Below are 12008 nucleotides of genomic sequence, written 5' to 3'. Positions count from 1 at the left end.
AGGGCACGGGGCCGCGTGCGGCGGCCGGGTGCCCGATTTCGAATCTACCTGCGAGCACGGACAAGCCTCCCCCGCGGGGCCCCGGGCATGCGGGCACGGAACGGATAGCCGCTGATACCCCGATACGGCGGCTTCCAACCTCGCCGGGCCGGCTTCCCTCCCCGAGGGGGTGCGGGCCGGTTCAGGACGGGGTGTCTTCGTCCTCTTCCTCACCGGTTTCGGCCAGTACGGGCGAACCGTGGTGGGACCAGAGCTTCCAGCCGTCCGGTGTGCGGCGGAACACATTCGTGGCGACCACGAGCTGTCCGACGAGCGGGCCGAGCGAGGCGCCCTCCTCGGCGGGGCCGCCGCTGAGGATGTTCTCGGTGCAGGTCACCAGGGCGGTGTCGCCCGTCATGGAGACGCCGACGTCGGTCAGGAAGAACTGGATGTACTCGGTGTTCGCCATGATCAGCGCGTAGCTGCGCAGCACCTCGCCCCGGCCGCTGAGCACCGGCCAGCCGGGGTGGACACAGGAGACCGTGAGGTCCTCGCCGGGGAGCCAGGCCGCGGTCAGCGCTTCGAGGTCGCCGCGTTCCACGGCCTCGTAGTAGGCGGTGTTGGCCTGCTCCACGGCCGCGATGTCGGCGGCGGCCTCCGCGTGGTCGTCCCCCGGCCCGGTCACGCGGCTCCCTCGATGGCGCGGGCGACCCGTACGGCGTCGGCGGTCGCCCGTACCTCGTGGACGCGGACGGCCCAGGCGCCGGCCCGGGCGGAGAGCGCGGAGACGGCGGCGGTGGCCGCGTCGCGCTCACGGGCCGGCGGCGGGGCGGCCCCCTCACGGGCCAGCACGCGGCCGAGGAACCGCTTGCGGGACGCGGCGACCAGCAGGGGGCGGCCGAGGGCGTGCAGCGCGTCCAGCCGGGCGAGGAGCGAGAGGTCGTGGGGGGCGTCCTTGGCGAAGCCGAGCCCGGGGTCGATCACGAGGCGTTCCGGGGCGATGCCGCCGTTGACCACCGCGTCCATCCGGGCGCGCAGCTCGTCGACGACCTCGCCGACCACGTCCCCGTACACCGCCCTGCTGTTCATCGACTCGCTGAGGCCGCGCCAGTGCATGACGACGAAGGGTGCTCCGGCGGCGGCGACGACGGGGACCATGTCCGGGTCGGCCCGGCCGCCGCTCACGTCGTTGACGAGGACCGCGCCGGCGGCGATCGCCTGCTCGGCGACGCGGGCGCGCATGGTGTCGACGGAGACCGTGACCCCTTCCGACGCCAGGCCGCGGACCACCGGGATCACCCGGCGCAGCTCCTCGGACTCGTCCACCCTGCTGGCGCCGGGGCGGGTGGACTCGCCGCCGACGTCGACGAGGTCGGCGCCCTCGCCGACCAGGTCGAGGCCGTGCTTGACGGCCGTCGTGGTGTCGAACCAGCGGCCTCCGTCGGAGAAGGAGTCGGGGGTCACGTTGACGACTCCCATGACCGCGCAGCGGTCCCATTCCGGCAGACCCTGGACCGTTCCACGCAATGTGCTCATATGACCAGCGTAGGCCCGTACGGGGCCTCTCACGCCGCCCGGGCGCCCCGCCCGCCCGCCGGCGGCCTCACGTGGGCGCAGGGGCGGCGGGGGCCGAGCGGGAGGCGGCGGGCCAGGGTGCGGGGGAGCGCGAGGTTCACGAAGCCCTCGGCCTGCATCGCGGCGAAGGAGATGCGGGGCAGGTCGCGGGCGTTCCGGTAGACCACGAAGCGGGGTTCCCAGCGCGGGTGGAACTTGGCGTTGAACTTGTACAGCGACTCGATCTGGAACCAGCGCGAGAGGAAGATCAGCAGCCCGCGCCAGACCCGCAGGACGGGGCCCGCGCCCAGCTTCTCGCCCCGGGCGAGGGCGGAGCGGAACATCGCGAAGTTCAGCGAGACGCGGCCGATGCCGAGCCGGGGCGCGGCCTGGAGGGAGGCGACGATGAGCAGTTCGTTCATGCCGGGGTCGGCGGACCGGTCGCGGCGCATGAGGTCGAGGGACATGCCGTCGGTGCCCCAGGGCACGAAGTGGAGGACGGCCTTCAGATCGCCGTAGGGGGAGTCGGTCCCGTCTTCACCGGCCTTGTGGGCGGTGGCGACGAAGCAGTCCCGGTCGGCCGTGTCGCCGATCCGGCCGAGCGCCATGGAGAAGCCGCGTTCGGTGTCGGTGCCGCGCCAGTCGGCGGCGGCCCGGCGGATGCGGGCGAGTTCGGTCTCGCCGATGTCGGCCACGCGCCGGACGCGGGTCTCGTAGCCGCCGCGCTCAATGCGCTTCACCATCTGGCGTACGTTGCGCATCGCGCGCCCGGCGAGGGAGAAATCCGCGACGTCGACGACCGCCTCGTCGCCCAGTTCCAGCGCGGTGAGTCCGGTCTCGCGGGTCCAGACCTCGCCGCCGGTCTCGCCGCAGCCCATGACGGCGGGGGTCCAGGAGTGCGCCCGCGCCTCGTCCATGAAGCGTTCGATGGCGCCGGGCCATGCCTCCACGTCACCGATCGGGTCGCCGCTGGCCAGCATCACGCCGGAGACCACGCGGTAGCAGACGGCGGCCTTGCCGCTGGGCGAGAAGACCACGGCCTTGTCGCGGCGGAGCGCGAAGTGGCCGAGCGAGTCGCGGCCGCCGTGCCGCTCCAGCAGGGCGCGCAGCCGGGCCTCGTCGTCCTCGGTGAGGCGGGCGGCCGGGTGTTCGGGGCGGAAGGCCAGGTAGATGGTGGTGACGGCGGTCAGCAGGCCGAGGGCGCCCAGCGAGTAGGCGACGGTCCAGGAGGTGTCCCCCGTGTAGTCGACGGGCCCCTCGAAGCCGAACAGGCCGTACAGCACGTGCTGGAGGCGGTCGGCGATGCTGGGGCTGCCGACCAGGCGGCGGGGGTGGGCGTTGACGACGAGCAGGCCGAGGCCGAGCGAACCCGCGCCGAGCAGGACGAAGTTGGCCAGGGCCCGCCACCGGCTGCGCGGGTCGGGCAGTGCGGCGAATTCACTCCGATGGCGTACGAGCAGGTAACACAGCGTCAGCGATACGAGTGTGCCGAGGACCGAGTGCCGGTAGGTGAACTGGGCCAGCGCACCGGCCGGCAGCAGCACGACGGCGGCCCGCCAGGCGCGGCGCTTGTGCCGCTTGAGGCCGTGGGCCAGGAGGAGCAGCAGGACGCCTGCGCTCAGCGAGAGGGCGGCGGCGAAGGGGCCGAGGGCCCCGGGGAGCACTTCGGCCAGACTGTGCATACGGCTGTGCCGGAAGCGCGGGAAGACGCCGGCGGCGACGTCGATCAGTCCGACGGCGGTGCAGGCGGTGCCGACGAGCGTCGGGACGGCTTCGGGCCGGGGACCGCGCACGAACCTGCGTGCGCGAACGGGAACCGATCCTGATTTGTCCCCATCTAGCGTGACAGACATCGCTCCCCGTGGTTCCGCGAGAGATTCCTGGAGTCCGCGGCCGGAGCCCTGCGGACGATGTGCGACCTCTAGGACGAGGCTTCCGGGCCGTGGGTTCACCCGCTTCCCGGAAATTTCCTGACAGAAAGTTCACCGGTCATGGGCCTTACGGGCAAGCCGACGCTGATCCTCGCGAGCGCGCTGGCCGTCGTGCTGTTCACCGCCACGGTCTGGTGCTGGCCGAGGCTCGCGCGGCGCAGCGCGCCCGCCGTGTTCGGCCGGGTGGGGATGCTGCTCGCGACCCAGGTGGCGGTGTTCGCCACGGTCGGTCTGCTGGCCAACAACAGCTTCCTCTTCTACGGCTCCTGGGCCGACCTGTTCGGCCGGAAGCAGGACCTGGGCGTGGTCATGGACCACGCCGCCGGGACGCCGGCCGCGAAGAACATCGTCCGGGTGGGGTCGCAGCGGCCGGACGTGCCGGGCGGGGCGCGGCCCACGGTGGGCGGCCGGATCGACAAGGTCGTGATCGCGGGCCGGCGGTCGGGCATCGAGAGTTCGGCGTACGTGTATCTGCCGCCGGAGTACTTCCAGCCGGCGTTCGCGCGGCGGAAGTTTCCGGCGGTCGTGGTGCTCACCGGCTACCCGGGCACCTCGGAGAACCTCATCAAGGGGCTGCGCTATCCGCGTACGGCACTCGACCGGGTGAGGGCCGGACGGGCGCAGCCGATGGTCCTGGTGATGCTGCGTCCGACCGTGGCACCGCCCCGGGACACGGAGTGCGTGGACGTGAAGGGCGGCCCGAAGACGGAGACGTTCTTCGCCGAGGACCTGCCCCGGGCGGTGTCGGCCGGTTACCGGGTCGGTAAACGGGCCCGCAACTGGGGCGTCATCGGCAACTCGACCGGCGGGTACTGCGCCCTGAAGATCGGGCTGCACCACCCGGACAGGTTCGCCGCGAGCGCGGGTCTCTCCGCGTACTACAAGGCGGCAGAGGACCCGACGACGGGTGACCTCTTCCACGGCGACGAGGTGGCGCGGCGCCGCGCGGACCTGCTGTGGACCCTGGACAACCGGCCGCAGCCGGACTCGTCGTTCCTGGTCACGAGTTCCCGCCACGGCGAGTCGAACTACGCCGACACGCGGAGGTTCGTGGCCAAGGTGAAGCCGCCGGCGCAGGTCTCGTCGATGGTGCTGGACAGCGGCGGCCACAACTTCAACACGTGGCGCCGGGAGATCCCGGCGGCGCTGGAGTGGCTGAGCAGCCGGCTGAGCGAGAGCTGAGGGGGCGCGGACCCGCCCGCGACGTGCCCGCCCTCCACCACCTCGCCCCGGCGCGGTCCCGCGCCCGCGACGCGCCCCGGCCGGTTCAGACGCCGGCCGCTCCCGCCACGCTCTCGACCGTCACCTCCGCGCGCGGTACCGAGCGGCCGTCCGCGCCGACCGAGCGCCGCAGCGCCTCGTGGAGGCGGGCCGGGGTGAGCACGCCCAGGAACCGGCCCTCGCCCGCCTCGTCGATGACGGCGATCCAGCCGGCGTCGTGCTGGAGCATGGTGGCGAATGCCTGTTTGAGCGGGGCGCCGAGGGGAAGCCACGCCTCCATCCGGCGGGCGTGATCGCGGACGGTGCCCTGGTCGCCGGTGCGTGTGCCGTCGGCGGGGATCCAGCCGTGCAGGTGCTCGTCGCCGTCCAGGACGACGGCCCAGCGGGCGCCCCCGGCGCGGAGGCGTCCGGTCGCGGCGGCCAGTGGGTCGTCGAGGTGGACGACCGGCGGGTGGTCGAGGTCGCTCTCCTCGACGGGGGTGACCGAGAGCCGTTTCAGGCCCCGGTCGGCGCCGACGAAGTCCGCGACATAGCCGGTGGCGGGGGCGCCGAGCACGGTGGCGGGGGTGTCGAACTGCTCGATCGAGCCCTGCCCGTAGACGGCGATGCGGTCGCCGAGACGGACCGCTTCCTCGATGTCGTGGGTGACGAACAGGACGGTTTTGCGGACCTTCTCCTGCAGTTTCAGGAATTCGTTCTGGAGGTGCTCGCGCACCACCGGGTCCACCGCGCCGAAGGGCTCGTCCATCAGCAGGACCGGCGGGTCGGCCGCCAGTGCCCTTGCCACACCGACACGTTGGCGCTGCCCGCCGGAGAGCTGTTCCGGATAACGGTCGCCATAAACGGAAGGGTCGAGTCCGACCAGATCGAGGAGTTCCGCGGCGCGGGCGCGGCCCTTTTGGCGTTTCCATCCGAGGAGATGGGGAACGGTGGCGGTGTTCTCCAGGACCGTCCTGTGCGGGAAGAGGCCCACTTGCTGGATCACATAGCCGATACGGCGGCGCAGTTGGACGGGGTCGATGGCGGATATGTCGTCCCCGTCGAGGAATATCCGCCCCTCGGTCGGTTCGATCAGCCGGTTCACCATCTTCATGGTGGTCGTCTTGCCGCAGCCCGACGGTCCGACGAGCGTGACCAGTTCACCCTCGGCGACCTCGAAGGAAAGGTCGTCGACGGCGGTGGTGCCGTCCGCATACCGCTTGGTGACGTGCTCGAAACGGATCATGGCTCCCCATTTTCGCGCGTGTTCTGTGAAGGACGTGTTGCTGGAATACAACGGCTCCGGCGATTGTCAGTGGTCGAGGATAGGCTCGCCGGACATCAGTACGAGAGGCCGAACGGGGGGTGGGGGGACGGATGGCCGGACGGAACTGCCTGGTGACGAACGACTGGATCTGCGGGGAGTATCTCCGTTCCCGCAGCCAGGAGTTGACGGACGCGACGGTCCAGCACATCTGGATCACCGCCGTCTCGGTCGCGGTCGGGGTGGCCGTGGCCTTCCCGCTGGCGCTCCTCGCCCGCCGCGGCCGACGGTTCGCCGGACCGGTCCTCGGGCTGACGACGGTGCTCTACACCGTGCCCTCGCTCGCGATGTTCTCGCTGCTGCTGCCCCTGTTCGGGCTCTCCGCCGCGCTGGTGGTCACCGGGCTCGTGCTGTATTCGCTGACCATCCTCGTACGCAACATCCTGGCGGGCCTCGAAGCGGTGCCCGAGGAGGCGAAGGAGGCCGCGCACGGCATGGGATACGGGCCGGCCCGACTGCTGTGGGAAGTGGAACTGCCGCTCGCCCTGCCCGCGTTGATGGCGGGCATACGGATCGCCACGGTGTCCACGATCGCGCTGACCACGGTCGGGTCGATCGTCGGCCGGGGCGGTCTCGGCAATCTCATCGAGGACGCGCTGCCGAGCTTCTTCAAGGCCCAGGTGCTGGCCGCCTCGGTGCTCTGCGTACTGCTCGCGGTGGTCGCGGACCTGCTGCTCCTCGGCCTGCAACGGCTGCTGACGCCCTGGACCCGCATACGCGCCCCGCACGGCGGCGCGGGCGCATCCGGCCCGGCGAAGGCGGTCTGACATGGGAGTTCTCCAGGACGCCTGGGCCTGGCTCACCACCGGCGCCAACTGGTCGGGGGAGAGCGGGGTCGGCCACCGGCTGAGCGAGCATCTGTACGTCAGTGGCGTGGCGCTCGTCCTGTCCTGCGCCGTCGCTCTGCCCGTCGCGCTGTACCTGGGCCACATCCGGAAGGGCGGCGCGCTCGCGGTCAACCTGGCCAACGCGGGCCGGGCGGTCCCCGTCTTCGCGGTGCTGGCCCTCTTCATGGTCTCGCCCCTGCGCAACGCGGGGTACATACCCACGATCACCGCCCTGGTGCTGTTCGCCGTGCCGCCGCTGCTGACCAACGCCTATGTCGGGATGACCGAGGTGGACCGTTCGGTCGTGGAGGCCGCGCGCGGGATGGGCATGTCGGGCGGCCAGCTCTTCCTGCGCGTCGAGCTCCCGCTGGCGTACCCGCTGATCATGACCGGGCTGCGGTCGGCCGCCGTCCAGGTCGTGGCCACGGCGACGATCGCGGCCATGGTCGGCCAGGGCGGCCTCGGCCGCATCATCACCGCCGGATTCAACACGTACGACACCGCGCAGGTGGTGGCGGGGGCGCTGCTGGTGGCCGTGCTCGCGCTGCTGGTGGAGGCCGCCCTGGTGGCCGTCGACCGCCTGCTGTCCCCGTTGCGCCGCCGCCGGCCGGCGTGACGGCACCGAACCGGCCCGCACCGACGCGCCACACCGGCCCACCCGACTCGTCACGCTTGCCGCACACCCGCCACTTGTCGCATACGGCCTAGCCGCCGTGGACGGAGAAGAACATGACCAGGACCTCACGCATGGCCGGCGCCGTCATCGGCATCCTCGCGCTGGCGGGCTCGCTCGCCGCGTGCGGCGGAGACAGTCTGGAGGAGGACAAGGGCGCCCCGGCCGGGGGCGAGGACTCCGGCAAGAAGGGCTCGCTCGTCGTCGGCGCCGCCGCCTTCACCGAGTCCAAGGTGCTCGCCGAGCTGTACGCGCAGATCCTCGAGGACGCCGGGTACAGCACCTCGGTCACCACGGTGAAGAACCGCGAACTCTACGAACCGTCCCTGGAGAAGGGCGAGATCGACGTCGTGCCGGAATACGCGGCGACGATCGCGGAATTCCTCAACGCCAAGGTGAACGGAGCGAAGGCCGCCGCGTCGAAGCCGGTCGCCTCGGGCGACACCGCCGCCACCGTGGCCGCCCTGGAGAAGCTCGCCGAGCCGCGCGGACTGAAGGTGCTTCCGGCGGGGAAGGCCGTCGACCAGAACGCGTTCGCGGTGACCAGGGAATTCGCCGACAAGCACAAGCTGACGACCCTTTCCGATCTCGGCGCGGCGAAGATCGGCGTCAAGATCGCGGCGGGCGACGAGTGCGAGGTGCGGCCGTTCTGCGCGCCCGGTCTCGAGAAGACGTACGGCATCGACGTCACCGGAATCGACCCCAAGGGCGTCGGCACCCCGCAGTCCAAGCAGGCGGTCAAGGACGGCAAGGACCAGCTCGTTCTCACCACGACCACCGACGCGGTGCTGGACACCTACGACCTGGTGTTTCTGGAGGACGACAAGAAGCTCCAGAACGCGGACAACGTCCTGCCGGTTCTCAACGCCAAGGACGCCGGCGCCCAGGACATAGCCGACGCACTCGGCAGGCTCACCGGCGCACTCACCACCGAGGACCTCGCCCAGCTGAACCGCAAGGTCGACGCGGAGCGTGCCAAGCCCGCCGACGCGGCCCGCGAATACCTGCAGTCGAAAGGTCTGATCAAGAAGTAGGGAAGGCGCCAGGAGAAGGGCCGGCACCTCTGGGGGAGCCGCCGGACAACTTGCCGGGCACAGATTGCCGGGCGGCTCCCCAAGTACGCCGCACACACGGTAAATTTCGGGTCATGCCACGTGGACGCCATCGCCATTCGCCACCACTGCACAGAATCCTTCCGCCTTCGGCAGTCGCCGGAGCGTCGGTCGTCTGTGCCGCGGGAGCCTGGCTGCTGACCGAGCCCATGGTCCTGCGCGCCCTGGTCGCCGCCGCCGCGGCCGCCGCCGTCACCGGTGCGGTCCTGATGCGCAGCTGGGACCGCGAGGCGGGCCGCCGCGTCGCCGAGCTGACGCGCGCCCGGGCCGGCGACGAGTGGCGTGCCGAGGAACGTGCGGCGGAGCTCGAGGCGGATCTGGAGGAGGCGCGCGAGATCCGCGCCCGCCTGGAGACGAAGCTGCGCCGCAAGCGCGTGGAGCTGGCCGGGCTGCGGGGCGAGCACGCCGCGCTGCTGCGGCGGTACGCCAACGCCGAGACCGAGCGCGCCAGTGTCCTGGAGAGCCGGCGGCAGCTCGCGATCGAGGCGGCCGCGCCCGTCCGCGAACTGCCCGCCGCCCGCTCCACCCCCACCCCCGAGGCGTACGCCCGCGCCGCCCGCGCACTGGCCGACCTCCCGCGCAACGCGGCGCTCCAGGCGGCCCGGCGCACCGCCGAGGAGGCCGGGCGGCGGGGCCTCGCGGAGCGCGCCCGGGAGACGGAGGAGCGGCAGGGGAAGCACGCGGCGGCCGGGCCGTCCGGAACCGGCGCGGACCGCACCGGGGCCGCCGGGGCCGGGACCGGCCAGGACCGCCGCCCGCCGGCAGCCCTGCCCGCGCAGGCGTCCGCCCCTCGTCCGCTGCCGGCCGTCGCGCCCGCCGCGCCCGCGCCCGCCGCGCCCGCGCCCGCCGCGCAGGCGTCCCCCTCTCGTCCGCTGCCGGCCGCCGGCGCGGTCGTCCCGTACGCGGCGTCCCGCCGGCACCTGGTGCCGCAGGGCAGCTTCGACTTCTTCGGTACGCAGAAGGCGGCGCCCGCCGCGATCGAGTCCGTGCAGAACGAGGACCTGGCCGACGTGGTGGGCGAGGAAGCCCTGGCAGCGCACCGCTCGGACGCGACGCGGGACCGTGCCGTCGGCAAGGTCATCGACCTCACCGCGCACGACGAGACGGAGCAGCTCGACGTGGCGGAGCTGCGCAGCGCGATCTCGTAACGGCGCACAGCGCGAGGCAGTACGACGGCCGCCACCCGGACTCCGGGCGGCGGCCGTCGTCGCGTTCCCGCCCGCCTACTTGTCGATGTCGCCGACGACGAAGAACAGCGACCCCAGGATCGCCACCATGTCGGCGACCAGCGTGCCCGGCAGCAGCTCGGTGAGCGCCTGGATGTTGTTGAACGACGCCGAGCGCAGCTTCAGCCGGTACGGGGTCTTCTCGCCCTTGGACACCAGGTAGTAGCCGTTGACGCCGAGCGGGTTCTCGGTCCAGGCGTAGGTGTGGCCCTCGGGGGCCTTGAGGACCTTGGGCAGCCGCTGGTTGACCGGCCCGGGCGCGAGGCCGGCCAGCCGGTCCAGGCAGGCGTCCGCGAGGTCCAGGGCGTTGTGCGTCTGCTCCAGCAGGCACTCGAACCGGGCCAGGCAGTCGCCCTCGGTCCGGGTGACGACCTTCAGGGTGCCCTGCAGCTCCCCGTACGCGAGATACGGCTCGTCGCGCCGCAGGTCGAAGTCGACGCCGGAGGCGCGGGCGATCGGCCCCGACACCCCGTACGCGTGCACCGCCTGCGCCGACAGCACGCCGACGCCCCGGGTGCGGCCCCGGAAGATCTCGTTGCCGAGCACCAGCCCGTCGTAGACGTCCATCCGGGAGCGGACCGAGGCGACGGCGTCCCGGGTGCGGCCCAGCCAGCCGGCCGGCAGGTCCTCCTTGAGGCCCCCCACCCGGTTGAACATGTAGTGCATGCGGCCGCCGGAGACCTCCTCCATCACCGCCTGCAGCTCCTCGCGCTCCCGGAACGCGTGGAACACCGGGGTGATCCCGCCCAGTTCCAGCGGGTACGAGCCGAGGAACATCAGGTGGTTGAGGACCCGGTTCAGCTCGGCGAGCAGCGTGCGGGTCCAGACCGCCCGCTCGGGGACCTCCATGCCGAGCATGCGCTCGACGGCCATCACGACGCCCAGCTCGTTGGAGAACGCCGACAGCCAGTCGTGGCGGTTGGCGAGCATGATGATCTGACGGTAGTCGCGGGCCTCGAACAGCTTTTCCGCGCCCCGGTGCATATAGCCGACGACCGGTTCGGCGTGCTGGATGCGCTCGCCGTCCAGGACGATGCGGAGCCGGAGAACGCCGTGGGTGGAGGGGTGCTGCGGGCCGATGTTGAGCACCATGTCGGTGCTTTCGGCTGCGCCGCCGATGCCGATGGTCGTCTCCGTCATGGGGCCAGTATCGCGTGCGCCGCCGCGCCCCGGGGCTCCGCCCCGGACCCCGCTCCTCGATCGCCGGGGGCTCACACGCGCTGCGTCAGCCAGCCGAAGTCGCCCAGCCCGCCCCGGGCCGTGAGTTCCGCCGCCTCGCCCGCCGAGGACAGGGCGCGGACATACGCGGCGGGGTCCGTCGACGCCAGGGCCAGTGGCGGGCGTTCGCCGCTGACGCCCAGCTCCGCCAGAGCTTCGCGCTGGGTGCGCAGTTCCGCGTGCGGCCCGCCCGCCGCCGCGCACGCGTCCAGCGCCACGTGCGCCGTCAGGTCGCAGCCGCCGTCCGGCACCGGCCGCACCTCGCGCCCCGCCCGGAAACCGGTGAGCGTTCCGTAGGGCGGGCGCTGTCCGCGTACATGCGTGTAGTCCACCGCCACCGCCAGCCCCGCGGACAGGGACGACACCGCGGCCGCCCACGCCTCGTCGCGGGGGCGGCCGATCTCCGCCCGGCTGCCCGGACCGGCCGACGGCCACCAGCGCCGCAGCCACGCCGCATCGGCCCCGGACACCCGCGCGCCCAGCCGTTCCGCGCCGTCGAAGGGGCGCACCTCGACGTACCGTTCGACGCCCTCGGCGTCCGTCTCCGCGACGGGCAGCGGCACGTTGTCCAGCCACTCGTTGGCGAACAGCAGCCCGCGCACCCCGTGCGGCGGCCTTGCGCACCACTCCACCCGGGGGTCCAGGCCGTCGGGACGGGCGGCGAGTTCGACGGCGTACGCCCGTACGGTGAGGCCCGCCCCGCCCTCGGCCGGCAGCGCGGCGAGCACCCCGGAGACCAGTTCCCCGCGGCCGGCGCCCATGTCGACCAGGTCCACGTCAGCGGTGTCCAGTTCCGCCGCCGTCCGTACCAGCAGGCGGGCGACGGCGGCGGCGAACAGCGGGGAGGCGTGCACCGAGGTACGGAAGTGGCCCGCAGGGCCCTCGGGGCGCCGGTAGAAACCCTTGTCACCGTAGAGCGCCGTCTGGGCCGCCTCCTGCCACCCGCGCCACTCATCCATCACGT

Annotated in this window: 11 protein-coding genes; 5 read left to right on the top strand and 6 right to left on the bottom strand. The window is 72.6% G+C overall.

Features of this window, described 5'->3' with window-relative positions:
• Window positions 1–181 precede the first annotated feature (181 nt).
• The 3 genes from ABZ564_RS08210 to ABZ564_RS08200 all read right to left on the bottom strand — a co-directional run bounded on the left by ABZ564_RS08210 (window position 182) and on the right by ABZ564_RS08200 (window position 3386).
• Entirely contained in the window at window positions 182–664 is a 483-nt protein-coding gene (locus ABZ564_RS08210; protein WP_360851461.1) for a nuclear transport factor 2 family protein, read from the bottom strand.
• Window positions 661–1458: a dihydropteroate synthase gene (gene folP, locus ABZ564_RS08205; protein WP_360851710.1), complete on the bottom strand. Its 798-nt coding sequence runs from the start codon at window positions 1456–1458 to the stop codon at window positions 661–663. The genes ABZ564_RS08210 and folP overlap by 4 nt, the downstream gene beginning before the upstream one ends.
• A gap of 86 nt (window positions 1459–1544) precedes the next feature.
• On the bottom strand, window positions 1545–3386 hold the full coding sequence (locus ABZ564_RS08200) for a phosphatidylglycerol lysyltransferase domain-containing protein (protein WP_360851459.1): 1842 nt from the start codon (window positions 3384–3386) through the stop codon (window positions 1545–1547).
• Window positions 3387–3524: 138 nt separating this feature from the next.
• On the opposite strand from ABZ564_RS08200, the gene ABZ564_RS08195 reads away from it, so the two are divergent.
• Entirely contained in the window at window positions 3525–4646 is a 1122-nt protein-coding gene (locus ABZ564_RS08195; RefSeq protein ID WP_360851456.1) for an alpha/beta hydrolase-fold protein, read from the top strand.
• Between the two features lie 85 nt (window positions 4647–4731).
• Here ABZ564_RS08195 and ABZ564_RS08190 read toward each other — a convergent pair whose 3' ends face one another.
• Window positions 4732–5910, bottom strand: a complete 1179-nt coding sequence (locus ABZ564_RS08190) for a betaine/proline/choline family ABC transporter ATP-binding protein (RefSeq protein ID WP_360851453.1) — start codon at window positions 5908–5910, stop codon at window positions 4732–4734.
• 131 nt (window positions 5911–6041) lie between these two features.
• Between ABZ564_RS08190 and ABZ564_RS08185 the strand changes: the two genes are divergently transcribed.
• The 4 genes from ABZ564_RS08185 to ABZ564_RS08170 all read left to right on the top strand — a co-directional run bounded on the left by ABZ564_RS08185 (window position 6042) and on the right by ABZ564_RS08170 (window position 9748).
• On the top strand, window positions 6042–6755 hold the full coding sequence (locus ABZ564_RS08185; RefSeq protein WP_360851450.1) for an ABC transporter permease: 714 nt from the start codon (window positions 6042–6044) through the stop codon (window positions 6753–6755).
• Window position 6756: 1 nt separating this feature from the next.
• Entirely contained in the window at window positions 6757–7431 is a 675-nt protein-coding gene (locus ABZ564_RS08180) for an ABC transporter permease (RefSeq protein ID WP_360851447.1), read from the top strand.
• Window positions 7432–7544: 113 nt separating this feature from the next.
• Complete coding sequence (locus ABZ564_RS08175) at window positions 7545–8522, top strand: ABC transporter substrate-binding protein (protein ID WP_360851444.1); 978 nt, start codon at window positions 7545–7547, stop codon at window positions 8520–8522.
• A gap of 113 nt (window positions 8523–8635) precedes the next feature.
• Window positions 8636–9748 carry a hypothetical protein gene (locus tag ABZ564_RS08170; protein WP_360851441.1) on the top strand — a complete coding sequence of 371 codons (1113 nt, stop codon included), beginning with the start codon at window positions 8636–8638 and terminating at the stop codon, window positions 9746–9748.
• 75 nt (window positions 9749–9823) lie between these two features.
• Here ABZ564_RS08170 and ABZ564_RS08165 read toward each other — a convergent pair whose 3' ends face one another.
• A complete protein-coding gene (locus ABZ564_RS08165; RefSeq protein WP_360851438.1) occupies window positions 9824–10966 on the bottom strand; it encodes an NADH-quinone oxidoreductase subunit D in 1143 nt (380 codons plus the stop codon).
• Window positions 10967–11037: 71 nt separating this feature from the next.
• On the bottom strand, window positions 11038–12006 hold the full coding sequence (locus ABZ564_RS08160; protein ID WP_360851435.1) for an SAM-dependent methyltransferase: 969 nt from the start codon (window positions 12004–12006) through the stop codon (window positions 11038–11040).
• Window positions 12007–12008 lie beyond the last annotated feature (2 nt).

This window comes from Streptomyces sp. NPDC019224 (assembly GCF_040632605.1).
Taxonomy (GTDB): domain Bacteria; phylum Actinomycetota; class Actinomycetes; order Streptomycetales; family Streptomycetaceae; genus Streptomyces.
Note: the sequence above shows the minus strand (reverse complement) of the source record. Positions and strands in the feature narration are given on the sequence as shown.